The sequence below is a fragment of the Limnochorda pilosa genome, assembly GCF_001544015.1.
Classification (GTDB): Bacteria; Bacillota; Limnochordia; order Limnochordales; family Limnochordaceae; genus Limnochorda; species Limnochorda pilosa.
Map to the genome: position 1 here is coordinate 395,158 of NZ_AP014924.1, position 16,111 is coordinate 411,268.

Genomic DNA, 16,111 nt, shown 5'->3' on the forward strand with positions numbered 1-16,111 from the left:
GCAGGCTCAACCCAAGCATGAACCGAAGGACGCTCCTCAAGTGGAGTGCGGCCGTGGCAGGCGGTCTTGCCGTCGGCACTCGGGGCTTCGGCCTCGTTCAGGCCGACCCGGCCCGCGTCGCCGCGCAGGGCGGCGCCGGGACCGAGGGCGGTAGGTGGGTGGCGGCAGCTTGCTGGCACAACTGCGGAGGCCGGTGCGTCAACAAGGCGTTCGTGGTGGAGGGCGTCGTCATGCGTCAGAAGACCGACGACACCCACCCCGACAGCCCCGACTACCCGCAGCAGCGGGGGTGCGCCCGCGGGCGCTCCCAGCGCAAGCAGGTCTTCGGCGCCGACCGCCTGAAGTACCCGATGAAGCGGAGGCACTGGGAGCCGGGGGGCGGCCAGAAGGAGCTGCGCGGCCGCGACGAGTGGGTCCGCATCTCCTGGGACGAAGCGCTCGACATCGTGGCGAGCGAGATCAAGCGAATCAAGGAGACCCATGGCAACAGGGCGATCTTCCTGACGGGCGGGGGCGAGATCGGCAGGACCCTGAACCTCGCCGGTGGGTCGGTGGGCCACTGGGGCACCACCTCATGGGGTTCGTGGAGATACACGGGACCGATCATTGGTGCTCGGGAGGGTTTCAGCTCCTTCAACACCAACGATCGGCTGGACCTCAAGAACTCGCAACTCATCGTGATGTGGGGATGCAACCCGGCCTGGTCCGCGGGCGGCAGTCCCACGTACCATTACCTGCAGGCGAAGAAGGCCGGCGCACGCTTCATCTTCATCGACCCCTTCTACTCGGATTCCGCCCAGGTGCTCGGCGACGAGTGGATCCCCATCCGGCCGGGAACGGATCACGCGATGCTGCTTGGTATGGCCCACACGCTCCTGGTGGAGGATGACCCGGAGACCAACCCTCTCATCGACTGGGACTTCCTCAACCGGTGCACCGTGGGTTTCGACTCTGAGCACGTGCCGCCGGGAGTCGACCCAAAGGAGAACGTCAAGGACTACGTCCTGGGAACCTATGACGGTGTCCCCAAGACGGCCGAGTGGGCCGAGGAGATCTGTGGAGTGGCGGCCGCTCGGATCCGGAGTCTGGCACGGGAGATCGCACAGACGCGTCGCGTGGCACTCCTTACCACCTGGGCACCGGCCCGCATCAAGAACAGCGACTCCTGGCCCCAGATGTTCATGACGCTTGGCGCCATGACGGGCCACATCGGCCAGCCGGGCCGGATGACGGGCCTTAGCGTCCATCGGGCTACTGCCAACAGCGGTCCCTTCCTGGTTCAGGGAGGAGGAAGCGGTGTCCCTGGGATCCGCAATCCGTTGAGCGAGAGCATCAACGACAACGAGATCTGGGACGCCGTCCTCACGGGCAAGTACACCGCCGGCTACCAAGAGGTACGGGACATCAACATCCAGCTCATCTATCACGGCGGCGGTGCCACCCTGCAGACACGGGACGGGATGACCAAGGGTATCGCGGCCCACCGCAAGGTGGAGTTCGTGGTTGCCCACGCTCAGTTCCTCACGACCAACGCCCGGTACTCCGACGTGGTGCTCCCTGTCACCACCGAGTGGGAGCGGCCCGGTGGTCTGCTGGCAGGGAACCGGGAGGCGCTCTTCGCCTACACCCAGATCACCGAGCCCCTTTACGAGGCGAAGGACGACCAGTGGATCGCCATGGAAGTGGCCCGGCGCCTCGGCTTCGACCCACAGACCGTCTACCCGATCTCGCCGAAGCAGCAGTTCTTCAACCAGCTCGCGGGGGCTCGGGTGATGAAGGACGACCGGCCCAACTCCGAGTCGGACTACGAGACGCTGCTCACCATCACGGCCGAGGACATCGCCGAATGGGGAGTGAAAGGAGAGCCCCAGCACGGCAGGATCACCCTCAAGGAGTTCCTGGAGAAGGGCGTTTACCAGATCGAGCGGCGTCCGGGTGACAACTACGGATACATCGCCTTCAAGGACTTCCGCGAGAATCCGGAGCGGTACCCCCTGGACTCGGCGACCGGGAAACTGGAGCTCTGCTCGCCTGCACTGTCAGAACACGTGAAGAGCCGGGGATGGAACGAGATCAAGCCCATCCCCGCGTACAACCCTGCGACGGAGGGGTACGAGGAGACCTTCGCCGATTGGGAGCGGAAGGTGAAGGGTGAGTATCCGCTGCAGTTGTACACGCCGCACTACCTCCGGCGCTCCCACACCGTCTTCGACAACATCCCATGGCTACGGGAGGCGTTCCCGAATCCGCTCTACATGAACCCGCGCGACGCGGCAGAACGGGGTATCGAGCACGGTGACACCGTCCTCATCACCGGCAAGCACGGAAAGTCGCTGCGCCCCGTGCAGCTGACCGAGCGGATGATGCCCGGAGTGGTCGCCCTGCCCCACGGTGCCTGGGTCGAGCTGGACGACGAGAAAGGCGTCGACAAGGCCGGGGCGGACAACATCATGTGCGGTGCCGTCCCGACGGGCCAGGGCACCTCAGGGTGGAACTCGGTCATCGTGCAGGTCGAGAAGTGGCAGGGTGAGCCGCTCAAGCCTGACGCCGAGTGGCCGCAGCGGATCGTGCTCTAGGGGGTGGGTGAAGAATGGGTCAGCTCGGATTCTACGTAGACATGACGGCATGCATCGGTTGCAGGACCTGTCAGGTCGCCTGCAAGGACAAGAACAACCTCGACGTCGGCGCCCTCTACCGGCGGGTGTACACGTTCGAAGGCGGAACATACCCTCGCCCGTGGGTCTACCACCTCTCCATGGGCTGCAACCACTGCGAGGAGCCGCGCTGCGTTGAGAACTGCCCCACCGGAGCGCTCACCAAGCGGCCGGACGGCCTGGTGGTCCTCGACAAGGATGCGTGCATCGGTTGCCGCTACTGCGTCTGGTCCTGCCCCTACGGCGCGCCCCAGTACATCGAGGCCGAGGGCCGCGTGGGCAAGTGCGACGGCTGTGCCGACCTGGTCGATCAGGGGCTCAACCCGGCCTGCGTCGACGCCTGCCCCATGCGGGCCATCGAGTTCGGTGACGTCGACGAGCTGCGCCGCAAGCACGGGGGCACCGACCGGGTGAAGGGCATGCCCGACCCGGCGCTCACCCATCCGGCGGTGACGGTGAAGCCGAAGGCAGAGGCAGCTATCTGACCGCCCCGACGGCGGTGGGAAGGAGGATTCGGATGCTGGTCGAGATCGATCGTGACAACCTATCCATCATCCAGAATCCCTCCTTCCGCGCCTACGCGGCCCGGTACGTGGCCATCGCGGAGCAGTTCCGGGAGCGGGTTCGAGAGACAGGGATGGAGTTCGAGGAGGCAGAGCCGGACATGGCTCTGCCTCCAGCCCCGTCCCAACCCGGTGAGGAAGAGATCGCCCAGGACCTTAGGCTTCCGGGGATGCCCGAGCGGCTCGCCCAAGCGCTGGCACGCCTCCGGAAGAAGGGGGCGGTTGTCCGCAACGGCGGCCGCAGCGTCTACTCCCGGTGGATCTCCCCGGCCTGCCTGGCCTGCCGGACGGGCGCGGGCAGCGCTACCTTCTTCACCTCGCTGCAGTGCCACCGGCAGTGCTTCTACTGTTTCAACCCGAACCAGGAGGGGTACGAGCAGTACCGCCAGGACTCGAGGGACTGCGTGAGCGAGCTCGGCCAGATGCAGCAGGCCGGCGTGCGGCTCGAGCACGTGGCCCTGACCGGCGGCGAGCCGCTCCTCCACAAGGAGGAGGCCGTCGCCTTCTTCGAGGCGGCCCGGCAGCAGTACCCGGAGGCGTACGGCCGTCTCTACACGTCGGGGGACTTCGTGGACGCGCAGATCCTCCAGCGACTGAAGGCCGCTGGGCTCGACGAGATCCGTTTCAGCATCCGCCTGCCCGACAGCCCGACCGCGCAGCGGAAGACGCTGGAGCGCATCGCCCTCGCCCGGGAGTACCTGCCGGCGGTCATGGTGGAGATGCCGGTGCTGCCCGACGGCTACGAACGGATGACCGAGATCCTCGTGGAGCTGGAGCGGATCGGCGCCGACGGCATCAACCTCCTGGAACTCTGCTACCCCCTGCACAACGCCGAGGCCTTCAGGATCCGGGGCTACACCCTCAAGGCCAAGCCGTACCGGGTCCTCTACGATTACTGGTACGCAGGGGGCCTCCCGGTGGCGGGGAGCGAGGAAGCATGCCTACGCCTGGTGGACTTTGCGCTGGACCAGGACCTGAAGCTCGGTGTCCACTACTGCTCCCTGGAGAACAAGCATACGGGCCAGATCTTCCGGCAGGATGCCACGGTGGATCCTCCGCCGCACCACGTCCTCTCGCCGCAGGACTACTTCTTCAAGTCGGTCAAGGCGTTCGGGGAGGAGATTCCCAAGGTGGCCCACGCCCTTCGGAAGGCGGGCGTCCGGAGCTACAGCGTCGATTCCGAGCACGGCTTCCTGGAGTTCCCCGTCTCCGCCGTGGGTTACCTGGCGGGCCTGGACGTGGAGCTGGGTGTTTCCACCAAGGTGATGGAGGCCGACGAAGAAGGCCTTCGGCTTCGAGAGCTCAAGGTGGAGCTGGCCGATCCGGCCTCCTTCGACCCCGGAGTCGACATCTGACCGAAGCGGAGGAATGGAGCGTTGCCGGTAGCGGCGATCGAGGAAGCAGCAGAGAGGCTCGCGGGCCTGGAGGGTTCCGCCCTCCGCGTCCGCCCGCGCCAGTGCCTCAACCTGCGCCACCTCCGGGCGGGGTGCTCGGCGTGCGCCGAAGCCTGCCCCACCAAGGCCATCCGGTGGTCGCCTAGGCTCAGGGTCGAGCCCTTCGATTGCGCCCAGTGCGGCGCCTGTGCGACGGCCTGCCCCGCGGGGGCGCTGGAGGTGCGCGACAGCGTCTGGTGCCGGCGCCTGGCCCAGATCAGCCGGGCCGTCGCGGGTACCGGCAGGGTTCTTTTCGCGTGCCCGCTGCACCTGCGGCGGGACCGGAGCCTGCGGCGCAGGACGGATGTGGTGGAGGTTCCCTGCGTCGGCGCCATCCAGCCGTGGGAGATCGTTGCAGCCGTGGCCTTCGGTGCGGCGTCGGTGCTCCTGCTCGAAGCCCGCTGCTCGCGGTGCACCTACCGGGTCGCCCACGGACGTGCGGTTCGAACGGTGGAAGAGGCGCAGTCGCTCCTGGCAGCGTGGGGGCGGAGGGAAGAGGTCCGGCTCGGCAGCGAGCCCCCCGCTTCCACGGAGGCCGGCAGCGCCTTTCGGGCCCTGGCCGGCCTGCTTCCCCAGAAAGGTCGCAGCGCCGACGAGGAGTTGGCCCGCCGGGGCCTGGAACCGCAGGAAATCGGCGGCGACACCACGCAGCCGCAGGATCCGGGCGAAGGGCTGGAACGGTGGATCCCATCGTCCCACCGGAAGCTGCTCTTCTTCCTCCACCGGCTGGGAGAACCCGCGGCGGATCGGGTCGCCCCCAACGCGCCGCTGGCCCACGTGGAGGTCGCTCCCGACTGCACCGGCTGCGGCATGTGCGCCTACTTCTGCCCCACCGGAGCCCTCCGAAAGCGCGAAACCGCAGGCAAGACGGAGCTCGCCTTTCGGGCGCAGGAGTGCACCAACTGCGGCTTCTGTACCCGAATCTGCTACCAGGGGGCCATCCGGACCACGGAGGCCCGGCCCGGCGCGGTCCTCTCCGGTGAGGAGCAAGTCCTGTGGAGCGGGCGCCCCTCCACGCCGCAAGAGCGCCTCGCGAGGCGGCTGGTCTAGAGGTGAAGGACTCCACGCGAGAAGAGGGATGAGCGATGCCGCGCATCGGTCCCATGGAACTGGTCATCATCCTGGCTCTGGCCCTGATCATCTTTGGCCCGGGGAAGCTGCCCCAGGTGGGCAAGGCCCTCGGCGAGGGGATCCGCGAGTTCAAGAACTCGATCACGAGCCGGAGCCAGGACGAGGAGGAGAGGCCTCGGCAAGCCCATCAGGGTTGAGGGCTCCCCCAAGACCAAGGCTCGCAGGTCGAGAAGAGAGGTGGCGGGCGGTCGCCCGCGCATGATCCAGACACAACCCAAAGTCTCCGAGCCTTCAGGACCTAAGGCACCTGTTTCGTGAGGCGGGCGCAAAGGCCTGAGGCCGAACCTCGGCAGAATCCGAGGGACCGCCGGACGGGGAGCGCCCCCGGGCGGCGGTCGTGGGTAGGGAAGGAAACGACCCTGCCTCCCCGTGCTTGGAAAGGAGACGCCCAACCGAAGCGTCGACGCGTCGCCGGTCGAAGGGTGGGGGCCGGCGATCTTGCGCCTCGGGCACCAGCGCTTCGGGCGCCGCCTGGCTTGCACGGGTCCCTGTAGTCGAGAGGGGGCAACCCTGGTGCCAGGCTCCATCCTGATCCTGACCGGACCGAAGAACACCGGCAAGAGCGCCTTCTGCCGCGAGCTCGCACGCGCGGCTGCTCGGGCAGGCGTGGACGTCGCTGGCGTCTGCACCGAGAAGCGCCGGCGACGGCGCCCGCACCACCCCGGAGAGGGGCTGGAACCGGGCCTGCACCCTCGTGTCGAGCGCGAGCAGCTCGTCGTCACAGACCTTCGGAGCGGCCACCAAGCGCCACTGGGGTTCCGGGAGGGCGACCGGTGGACGCTCCTGCAGGAAGGCTTCGCACTGGGACGGGAGGCTCTCGCCGCAGCCACGCCCTGCCACCTCCTGGTGGTGGACGAGATCGGCCGGCTCGAGCTCCGGCACGGTTCCGGGTGGACGGGGGTCTTCGGGATCGTGGCGACGGGAGCCTACCGCCAGGCTGTGGTCACGGTCCGGCAGGGGTGCCTGGATGCGTTCCGCCGCGCCCTGGCCGCGGCAGCCCCGGAAGGGCGGCCGGCCCGCCTGCGCGTGCACGAGCTGCACGGAGACGACCCGCCCGGAGAGCGTGACCGCCTGCAGCAGGAGCTCCTGGCCGAGCTCACGAGGGTTCCCAGGGAGGCGGTGGAGCTGCGATGATGGCGCCGCCCCCGGAATGCCTCGAGCGTCCCGCCGTCCTCCTCCACGCCGCCGGCGGCACGGGCGGGTCCGGAGCGGGTGCCGTTCCCATCCGGGCCGGTGATCTGGGCGTCCGCTTCGGGACCTGCCGCCTTCTGGAGGGCGTGGACCTGGAGATCCGAGCGGCGGACCGCGTCCTGATCACGGGCCCTTCCGGGGGAGGCAAGACCACCCTGGCGCGGGCTCTCGCGGGCATGATCCCCCTCGCCTTCCCCGGTGAGCGCGAGGGCCGCGTCTCCGTCTACGGGAGAGACCCGGCGCGGCAGCCGCTCTGGGAGACAGCGCAGCGGCTGGCCATGGTCTTCCAGCGCCCGGCCTCCCAGCTCTTCAACTTCACGGTGCGAGACGAGGTCCTCTTCGGACCCCTCAACCTCGGCCTGAAGCCTGGGGAGGCGCGGGAGCAGGCCCGGTGGGCGCTGGAGGTCATGGGCCTCCAGGGGTTCGAGGAAAGGAGCCCCCGCACCCTCTCCGGGGGCGAGCTGCAGCGGCTGGCGCTGGCCGCCGTCCTTGCGATGCGCCCGCGTGCGGTGATCCTGGACGAGCCCACCGCCCACCTGGACCGCTCGGGGCGCGAGGCCCTGGTTCAGGCGCTCACGCGGCTCAACACGGACGACGGTCTATCCGTCGTGGTCATCGAGCACCGCACTCGAGCCTGGGTTCCCTTCGCCCGCCAGCACCTTCACCTGGCCGGCGGGCGGCTCACGGCGGGCGGTCCGCTTGCAGCGGGCCTCTCCGCCGGTACCGGGGGCGGCTCCCCTCGCCTCACGCTGCTGCAGCCGGTCACGTCCTGCGGCCGGCCGGTGCTCCGCGTCGTGGACGGCGTCATCGCGCGCCGAGGCTCGATGCGGCGCGAGGAGCGCTCGCCCGTTCTGCTGAGGGACGTCAACCTGGAGCTCCATACGGGTGAACTGATCCTCCTCACCGGGGAGAACGGATCGGGCAAGACGACCCTGGCCCGGGTCCTGGCCGGCTTCGAGCGGCCTGCCAGGGGAAGGGTCGTCCGCTCGGCCCGGCCGCTCCTCCTCTTCCAGGACCCCATCGACCAGCTCTTCGCGGAGACGGTGGAGGAAGAGCTGTTCGTGGGCCTGCGGGCTGGCCGCGGGCGAGAGAAGGCGCTCCCTGGGGACCTGCTGGACGGCCTGCTCCGGATGGCGGGGCTGGAGCAACGCCGGGGGCAGCCCGTGGGCTCTCTCTCCACCGGCGAGCAGCGGCGCCTCGCCCTCGCCGCCCTGGTGGCAGCCGGTGCCACGGAGACGCAGGGCAGCCTCTTCATCCTGGACGAGCCCACGGCCGGCCAGGACGACCTGCACCTCCAAGCGATGCTCCGGATGATCCGGGACCTCAACCACGACCTGGGGGCGGCCGTCCTGGTGATCAGCCACGACGAGCGTCTCATCGCGGGCTGGCCTGGCCGTCGCCTTCGCATTCAAGGCGGTCGTCTCGTCGAAGGGGTCCAAGCCCCGAAGGAAGGAGCGTGACGATGGTGGTCAACCTCAGAACGCTTGTCGTCATCGGTGTCTTTGGCGCGCTCTGGGGCGCGCTGGAGCTCTCCCTCGGTTCAGCCCTCCATGCACTCAATCTCCCCTTCTCGGGAGTCTTCCTGGCCGCGGCCGGCATCGCGGTTGCCCTGATCGGCCATCGGTTCGTGCCGCAGAGGGGGGCCGTGCTGCAGATCGGTCTCGTGGCTGCGCTGATGAAGGCGGCCAGCATCGGCGGGATCGTCCTCATGCCCATGATCGGCATCCTGTTCGAGGCGCTCATCGTGCAAGGGGTGATGGCCGTCACCCGTGGGCAGAGCCGGGGGAGCTACGTCCTCGCAGGCGCCCTCGGGTGCCTCTGGCCCCTGGTTCACCCCTTCTTCGCCCATGGGCTGCTGGCGGGCCGGGGGATCCTCACCGTGTGGGGCTGGGTGGTTGAGGACGGCGCCGCGTTCCTGCACCTGTCGCCTCGGGCCGCCGTGCTCATCATCGCGGTGCTGGGCCTGATCCATGCCGCGGTGGGGGCCCTGGCGGGGGCCGTCGCCTGGAACACCGCGGAGCGGGTCGCCCATCGGGGTGGGGTTCGACATGCGAGCGCCTAGTTGCCTGGCCGGCGCGGGTCCCCTGGGGCGGCTGGGGCCGCTCGGGCTCCTGACGCTCTCGGCCCTGGGTGCCCGTCTGGCGACGGTCTGGCTCCTGGCCGCGGCGACCGTCCTCTGGGTCGCCTGGGTGGATCCGGGCGCGCTCCGGGGTCTGCGAAGCCGATGGTTCATGGCCTTCGCGATCTTCCTGGTGGTTCCCCTGGCATGCTGGGGAGGCCCCCGCACCTGGGCCCCGCTGCCCTGGCTCGCGCTCTCGCCGTCGGGCCTGAAGCTGGGCCTGGGGATGCTCGGCCGGAGCGTCGTCTTGTGGATGAGCGTCGCCACGGTCGTGGAGGGCCTCTCGCTGACGGACTGGTCAGCCCTTCTTGAGCGGTGTGGGCTGAAGGGTTTCGGCTTCACCCTGGGCGTCGCTTTCCACATGCTCCCGACGGTCCTCTCCTCGGCGGGGGACGCGTGGCACGCCTTGAGGATGCGAGGCGGTCTGGCGGCCTACGGGTGGGAGGCACCCCAACTCCTGATGGCGACGGTGGTGAGCGGAGCCCTCCGGCACGTGGACGACATCGCGGCCGCAGCCCAAGCCCGAGGCTACGATCCGGAGAAGCCCCGGCGAGGGACGGTGCGCGTGACGGGCACGGACCTCGGGCTCGTGGCGGCCTGGGCCGTCGCCTGCGTGGTCATCCGGCTCGGCCTCCGCTGGTGAGTCGGCTGGCCATGCGAGTGCAACTTGGGTGGGTGGCCCAGAAGGACGCGCTGTACTCCTCGGTACTTCCACCTCCATCACGCAACCAGCGGATACCAAGAGAAGGAGTCGCCACCTTGTATGGCGAACCGAGACATGCGAGCACAGACGGCATAATGTGATGTATACATTGTCGTCTGCGTACTGCTTAAGACGGTCGGGGAGGTGCACTTCGTGTTGTCAAGACACACGCGCTTGACCCTCTGCGTCCTCGTTCTCCTGGTGCTCGTCGCCAGCAGCGCGGGTGCCGCTTCATATCCCAGCAAGCCCGTACAGCTCATCGTCGCCTTTTCCCCGGGCGGCAGCAGCGACGTCCTTGCGCGCGTCGTCGCGCAGTACTTCGAACGGTTGACGGGGACCCCGATGGTCGTGATGAACAAGCCAGGGGCAGGCGGTGAGATAGGCTTCACGAGCCTGGCCCTCTCGAAACCAGACGGCTACACGGTCGGGTTGATCAACATCCCGAACCTAATGACGTTTCCGCTGATGCGTGCCGAGACCACGAAATACGACCTCGACGACCTCACCTACATCGCCAACGTCGTCACGGATCCCAGCGTGCTGGTCGTGCGAGCGCAGAGTCCTTTCCAGACGTTCGAGGATTTCGTCGCCTACGCCGGGGCGAACCCCGGCGCGATCACCATCTCCCACGACGCGGTCGGCGGTGACGACTTCCTGTTCATCCGCAAGATCGAACATGCGACGGGGATCGATCTGACCGAAGTCCAATTCGCCGGGGACGCTCCGGCGCGCGCCGCTCTCCTCGGAGGGCACATCGCGGCGAACGCGATCAACCTCTCTGAGGCGGTGCCGATGGTTCGAGACGGCCGGGTCCGCGTGCTCGGGCTGGCGGCGCCGCGGCGGGCCGCAGAGATCCCTGACACGCCCACGTTCCGCGAGATGGGGTTCGACATCGTGAACAGCTCGTCCCGAGGCATCGGCGCTCCGGCAGGGCTTCCCGAGGACGTCGCCGATCTGCTGGCGGAGACCCTCGTCGAGATCGCCCGGGATCCCGGCTTCGTGGCCAAGCTTGCCGAAATGAAGATGCCCCTGGATGTGATCGCGAGAGACGAATACGAGAAGTTCGTCTTGGAGCAGAACGAGATCATGCACGAGCTTTGGGAGGAGAATCCCTGGATGTAGGCGACGGGCGGCCCCCGAGACAGGGGGCCGCTCCTGCCCCGTAATCGGAGGAGGGACCGGAGTGAAGGCGCGCCTCGATGCGGCTGGCCTCGTGAACCTGTCGATCCCCGTCGCGTTCCTGGGTTTGGGCGTCTATGCGCTCGTCGCCGCGAGCGGCTTGCCGGAGCAGCCGGCCCAGTTCCCAAAGGTGTTCGCGGCGCTGCTCATCTTGCTGTCCCTTCCGTCTGCGGTCCTCGCGGCGCGCAGGTCCGGGGTGCGGTGCGCCGGTGCATCGGAGACCACCCGCGAAGGGCCAAGGCAGCGGGTCCGCTTGGTCGTGCTCAGCCTCCTCTACAGCATCAGCATCACGCAGTTCGGCTTCTACCTGTCCTCACTGGTCTGGCTCCCCATCATGTTCATCAGTCTCGGCTACCGCCGGTACCGGACACTCCTCCTGGTGGCCGCTGTCACCTGCGCGGTTCTCTACGCCATGTTTGGGATGATTCTCGCGGTGCCCACGCCGGTTGGGAGGATCCTTGGCTTCTGATCCAGGGAGGGAGGGCGTAAAGCATGCTGGACGGCATTGTAGTCGGACTTGGTGCATTGCTGCAACCGGCCAACCTGGTCTTCACCTTTCTGGGCACGCTGGGGGGCATCTTGATCGGTGCGCTGCCGGGGCTCTCGTCGACCATGGGTGTAGCCCTCCTCATCCCGGTGACCTTCTCGATGAATCCTGCAACCGGCCTGGCGATGCTGGGTGGCGTATACTGCGGCTCCGTGTACGGCGGTTCGATCACGGCAATCCTCCTGAGGACCCCGGGCACCTCCGCCTCGGTCGCCACCACCTTCGACGGCTTCGAGCTCACCAAGCAGGGGCTTGGGGGCAAAGCCATCGGGGTTTCGACCCTTGGCTCGACCGTGGGAGGTCTGTTCAGCGCCTTGGCCCTTCTCTTCCTGGCCCCGCCCCTGGCCGCGGCGTCGCTCCGGTTCGGTCCGCCGGAGTACTTCCTGCTCGCGGTCTTCGGTCTCACGATCATCGTGACCATCTCGGCCAACAACCTCGGGAAAGGGCTCATTTCGGGGGCGTTCGCGTTCCTGCTGGGAACGGTCGGGATGGATCCCGTCAGCGGATGGCCGCGCTTCACGTTCGGGTACAGCGAGCTCCTCGATGGCGTTCCGCTCCTTCCGGCGCTCATCGGACTCTTCTCCATGTCCCAGGCGATCAAGCTGGCTGGGGAGCGTCTCACCCTCCCCGAGGCGGGCTCCATCAAGGATCGGGTGATGCCGACCTGGACGGAGACCAGGAAGAACCTCGTCACCTACCTGAGATCGTCGGTCATCGGGACCTTCATCGGCATCATCCCCGGCGCGGGAACCGACATCGCCTCGTTCGTCGCGTACAACGAGGCGAAGCGCTTCGCGAAGAAGCCGGAGGAGTTCGGGAAGGGTGCGATCGAGGGAGTCGCCGCCTCCGAGGCGGCCAACAACGCGGTGACCGGCGGTTCGCTCATTCCCCTGCTCACCCTGGGCATCCCCGGCAATGCGGTGAGCGCCGTCTTCCTCGGGGGTCTGACCATCCACGGCCTCCTCCCCGGGGCGTCCCTCTTCACGGAGCGCGCCGAGGTGACGTACACCCTCATCCTCTCCCTGTTCGCGGCCAACCTCTTCATGCTGGTGGTCGGTTTCCTGGGAGCCGGTCCTGTGAGCAAGGTGACCAAAGTCTCCAACCAAATCCTGGCACCGATGATCGTCGTACTGAGCGTGATCGGCTCATACGCCATGCGCAACAACATGTTCGACGTCTACCTGATGCTCTTCTTTGGGGTGGTCGGTTACTTCCTTGAACGGTACGACTACCCCCTCGCCCCCATGGTCCTCGGCATCATCCTGGGCCCCATGGCCGAAGGGGAGTTCCGGCGGTCCATGATGATGTTCCAGGGCAGCTTCCTCCCATTCCTGACGCGGCCCATCAGCGTGGTCCTGATCCTCCTGATCATCGCTGCATTGGTCATACCGTTGGTTCGTGTGTACAAAGAGGTCCGCTCGCGGGGCCCTGTGACCCTGACACAGTGAGTGGGAAGAGAGGTGTCCATGGACATGGTCTTCAAGACATCCACCCGAGTCCGTCAGATCCCTCCCTCAGCGACCGTCGCCATCGCCGACAAGGCCAGGGCCCTTCGGGCGCAAGGCGTCGCCGTCATCGACCTTGCGGGGGGAGAGCCCGATTGCGCCACGCCGGCCCACATCGTCGAGGCGGGCCACCGGGCCATGCAAGAGGGTTTCACCCACTACGTGGGCAGCCGGGGCATTCCCGAGTTGCTCGAGGCGATCGCGGAGTCGCTCGAGGCCAGGATCGGCATACGCTACGACCCCCGGAGACAACTGATCGTGACCCCGGGGGGCAAGTACGCACTCTTCTCGACCCTGGCAGGGCTCCTCGACGGGGAGGACGAGGTCCTCGTCCCGGAACCCGCCTGGGTCTCGTACGCTCCGATGGTCCGCCTCGCGGGGGCCACGCCCGTCCCGGTCCGCCTCGATCCGGAGGACGGCTGGCGGCTGACCGAGGCCCGGCTGACCGAACGCCTCACCTCCCGCAGCCGGATCATCCTCCTCAACACTCCCAACAACCCGACCGGGCGGGTGCTCACCGACCAGGAGCTCGAGGCCGTCGCCAGCATCGCCCGGCGTCACGACCTCCTGGTCATCAGCGACGAAGTGTACGACAGGTTGGTCTACGACGGTCGCACGCACAAGAGCGTCCTGACCCTGCCGGGGATGGCGGAACGGACTCTCCTGGTCAACAGCTTCTCAAAGACGTACGCCATGACGGGCTGGCGCCTGGGATACCTGGCTGGCCCCGAGCCGGCGATTCCACCCATTCTGAAGGTGGTCCAGCACTCCATGACGTGCGCGCCCTCCTTTGTCCAGCGGGCAGGCGTCGTCGCCCTCAGGGGGCCACAGGAAGCGCTGGGACAGATGTTGGAGACCTACGCCGGGCGCCGTCGCTTCGTGGTTGAAGGCCTGAATGCCATGCCCGGCATCTCGTGTTCGGTCCCCGAAGGCGCCTTCTACGCCTTCTTCGACGTCCGGGAAACCGGCATGTCATCGGCGGACTTCGCGAGCCGCATGCTCGACCGGGCCGCCGTAGCCCTGACGCCGGGAGCGGCCTTCGGTGAGGCGGGCGAAGGCTTCGTCCGCCTCTCCTTCGCTGCCGCGGACGAGAACCTCCACCAGGCTCTGGAGCGCATGGAGGCGGCCCTGAAGGGTTAGACCGCTCGTCTGGCAGGCAGGCCGCACGGCCCGACCCATGGGTGGCACGGGTCCGGCCCTGGATTCTGGATTGCTGAGGAGGCGACGGACGAATGAGCCCTTTGACGGCGATCCCACAGCCGTGCCGGCACGCCGTGGACTCGGACGTCTTCCTCGAGGAGGACGCCGGTGGAGACCCACGACCCCGGCGGGCTGCTCCTGGGTCGCCCGATCTCCTCGGTCCGGACCGTCGGAGTGGAGGCGTTGGCCGTCTAGGGCGGATCGACGCGCCGCAACCCGGCCCGCGCGCGGCGGGAGCCCACCCGTCTCCGAACGACGTACGTATGCTCCTACGAAGGAGGACGACGCAAGGTGCATCAGATCCATCATGACATCGAACGACCCGACCCGAGGACGCTGGAGGGGCTCAAGGAGATCCCTGCCGCGACGGCGTCCGACGTGATGGGCCGCCAGCGCTCGATGAACAGCCAGATGAAGGGCATCTTCAAGGGCGCCCGCGTCTGCGGGCCTGCCATCACGGTCAAGTGCTACCCTGCCGACAACCTGATGCTCCACAAGGCGGTCACCATGGCTCGACCCGGGGACGTGCTCGTCTGCGAGGCGGGCTACAGGGACGCCGCCCTCTGGGGCGAGCTCCTGACCCGGGCTGCCCTCCAACGGGGCATCGCAGGACTGGTGATCGACGGCGGGGTGCGAGACGTGGATGAGATCGAGGATCTGGGATTCCCGGTGTTCAGCACGGCCACCCTGCCTGGCGGGACGTTCAAGGTGAACCCCGGATCGGTCAACGTCCCCATCCAGTGTGCCGGTGTGGTCGTGCACCCGGGGGACGTGGTCATCGGGGACTCCGATGGGGTGGTGGTCGTTCCCCTGGAGGAGGCACCAGAGGTCCTGGAAAGGGCGAAGGCTGCCCTGGAGAAGGAGGAGGGTCTGAGGCGCGGCATGGCCGAGGGGAAGCTGCTGTTCGACCTGCTGAACCTCCGTCCTCTGCTTGAACGGCCCGACGTCCTGGAACGGTAGCCGGTCTGGCGTGCAGCGGCTGGATCGAGCAGCGTCGGAGGGTCCCGTCTTTCGATCCGCCGTGCCGAGCTGCCGGTTCAGCGCCCCTTTGGAGGCTCCGCGTCGGAGTACTTCTCCAACAGCTCGTCCTTCGCGCTCTGAATGTGCGCGTACATCAACGTCTCAGCCTGGTGGGCGTTTCCCGCCGCGATCTCCCGCAGGATCTCCTGATGCTCGCGGGCGGAGCGATCAGGCTCACCGGGGGCGTCGACCGTCGTCGACACCAGCAGATCCACGTGGAGCTGGATGCGGGCGAAGGCCTCCTGGAGGCGATGGTTGCCGGCAATGGCCATGATGACCCCGTGCCACTCCATGTGACGTCGGCGGTACTCCGCGATCTTGCCCCTCCTGCGGACCTCGTTCATCTCCTCCAGAAGCCTGCTCAGCCGCGAAACGTCCTCGGGGCTGCGGGACGCGACGCACAGCCGCACGGCCAGGCACTCCAGCGCCGCGCGAAGGTCGTAGACTTCGGCGATGTCGCGGCGGTCGAGGCGCACCACCCGCACCCCCCGGCCGGGAAGGTGCTCCGCGAGCCCGTCGTTGATCAGCCGGGTCAGGGCCTCTCGTACGGGAGTGCTGCTCACGCCGAGGTCCTCGGCGAGCCGGAGCTCCCGCAGCCAGCTGCCCTGGGGAAGCCGGCCGTCGAGAATCGCGGAGACGAGCGCGTCGTAGACCAACTGGCTTCGATTGACGGCCTGGACCTTACCCAGGACCGCTCGCCTCTCTTGGCTCATGGGTCCACCCCTCGTGGTGCCGGAGATGCTCCGCGCCTTGGTGTATACTCTGTTGAATGCACCATGAAGCGATTCGGTGTGGGCGGGCCGGGATCCTCCGGGCGTGACGCACCTCCGGCTCCCCCCAAGGAACCAGCGCGCCCGACGACGGGT

At 67.9% G+C, this 16,111-nt stretch carries 15 protein-coding genes and 1 riboswitch; of the genes, 14 read left to right on the forward strand and 1 reads right to left on the reverse strand.

All coding sequences use genetic code 11. From position 1 onward, the window contains the following. The first annotated feature begins 17 nt into the window (after positions 1-17). From LIP_RS01810 to LIP_RS01875, 14 genes are all read left to right on the forward strand, one after another. Complete coding sequence (locus LIP_RS01810) at positions 18-2,576, forward strand: molybdopterin-dependent oxidoreductase (protein WP_198409646.1); 2,559 nt, start codon at positions 18-20, stop codon at positions 2,574-2,576. Positions 2,577-2,590: 14 nt separating this feature from the next. Beyond that, a complete protein-coding gene (locus LIP_RS01815; protein ID WP_068133548.1) occupies positions 2,591-3,139 on the forward strand; it encodes a DMSO/selenate family reductase complex B subunit in 549 nt (182 codons plus the stop codon). 32 nt (positions 3,140-3,171) lie between these two features. Then, positions 3,172-4,572, forward strand: coding sequence for a radical SAM protein (locus LIP_RS01820; protein WP_068133552.1), 1,401 nt, complete (start codon positions 3,172-3,174; stop codon positions 4,570-4,572). 21 nt (positions 4,573-4,593) lie between these two features. Beyond that, positions 4,594-5,700, forward strand: coding sequence for a 4Fe-4S dicluster domain-containing protein (locus LIP_RS01825; protein ID WP_068133556.1), 1,107 nt, complete (start codon positions 4,594-4,596; stop codon positions 5,698-5,700). Between the two features lie 35 nt (positions 5,701-5,735). Continuing rightward, positions 5,736-5,918 carry a twin-arginine translocase TatA/TatE family subunit gene (locus LIP_RS01830; RefSeq protein ID WP_068133560.1) on the forward strand — a complete coding sequence of 61 codons (183 nt, stop codon included), beginning with the start codon at positions 5,736-5,738 and terminating at the stop codon, positions 5,916-5,918. Between the two features lie 72 nt (positions 5,919-5,990). Next, positions 5,991-6,181: riboswitch (molybdenum cofactor riboswitch) on the forward strand. A gap of 113 nt (positions 6,182-6,294) precedes the next feature. After that, positions 6,295-6,915 carry a P-loop NTPase family protein gene (locus tag LIP_RS01835; protein WP_068133562.1) on the forward strand — a complete coding sequence of 207 codons (621 nt, stop codon included), beginning with the start codon at positions 6,295-6,297 and terminating at the stop codon, positions 6,913-6,915. Beyond that, positions 6,912-8,432 (forward strand): ABC transporter ATP-binding protein, encoded by a 1,521-nt coding sequence (locus LIP_RS01840; RefSeq protein ID WP_068133566.1) that lies wholly within the window; start codon positions 6,912-6,914, stop codon positions 8,430-8,432. The genes LIP_RS01835 and LIP_RS01840 overlap by 4 nt, the downstream gene beginning before the upstream one ends. After that, positions 8,429-9,034 (forward strand): hypothetical protein, encoded by a 606-nt coding sequence (locus LIP_RS01845; RefSeq protein ID WP_144440279.1) that lies wholly within the window; start codon positions 8,429-8,431, stop codon positions 9,032-9,034. Before LIP_RS01840 ends, LIP_RS01845 begins: the two co-directional genes overlap by 4 nt. Next, positions 9,021-9,734: an energy-coupling factor transporter transmembrane component T gene (locus LIP_RS01850; RefSeq protein WP_068133572.1), complete on the forward strand. Its 714-nt coding sequence runs from the start codon at positions 9,021-9,023 to the stop codon at positions 9,732-9,734. The genes LIP_RS01845 and LIP_RS01850 overlap by 14 nt, the downstream gene beginning before the upstream one ends. Positions 9,735-9,938: 204 nt before the next feature. Further along, positions 9,939-10,916: a tripartite tricarboxylate transporter substrate binding protein gene (locus LIP_RS01855; protein ID WP_144440280.1), complete on the forward strand. Its 978-nt coding sequence runs from the start codon at positions 9,939-9,941 to the stop codon at positions 10,914-10,916. Between the two features lie 61 nt (positions 10,917-10,977). Beyond that, complete coding sequence (locus LIP_RS01860) at positions 10,978-11,442, forward strand: tripartite tricarboxylate transporter TctB family protein (protein ID WP_068133578.1); 465 nt, start codon at positions 10,978-10,980, stop codon at positions 11,440-11,442. Between the two features lie 26 nt (positions 11,443-11,468). Beyond that, positions 11,469-12,968 (forward strand): tripartite tricarboxylate transporter permease, encoded by a 1,500-nt coding sequence (locus tag LIP_RS01865; RefSeq protein WP_144440585.1) that lies wholly within the window; start codon positions 11,469-11,471, stop codon positions 12,966-12,968. A 24-nt stretch (positions 12,969-12,992) separates the two neighbouring features. Continuing rightward, positions 12,993-14,165, forward strand: coding sequence for a pyridoxal phosphate-dependent aminotransferase (locus LIP_RS01870; protein WP_068141355.1), 1,173 nt, complete (start codon positions 12,993-12,995; stop codon positions 14,163-14,165). 351 nt (positions 14,166-14,516) lie between these two features. After that, positions 14,517-15,185 carry a 4-carboxy-4-hydroxy-2-oxoadipate aldolase/oxaloacetate decarboxylase gene (locus LIP_RS01875; RefSeq protein ID WP_068133583.1) on the forward strand — a complete coding sequence of 223 codons (669 nt, stop codon included), beginning with the start codon at positions 14,517-14,519 and terminating at the stop codon, positions 15,183-15,185. A 77-nt stretch (positions 15,186-15,262) separates the two neighbouring features. On the opposite strand, the gene LIP_RS01880 is transcribed toward LIP_RS01875, so the two are convergent. Beyond that, positions 15,263-15,958, reverse strand: a complete 696-nt coding sequence (locus tag LIP_RS01880; RefSeq protein WP_068133590.1) for a GntR family transcriptional regulator — start codon at positions 15,956-15,958, stop codon at positions 15,263-15,265. Positions 15,959-16,111 lie beyond the last annotated feature (153 nt).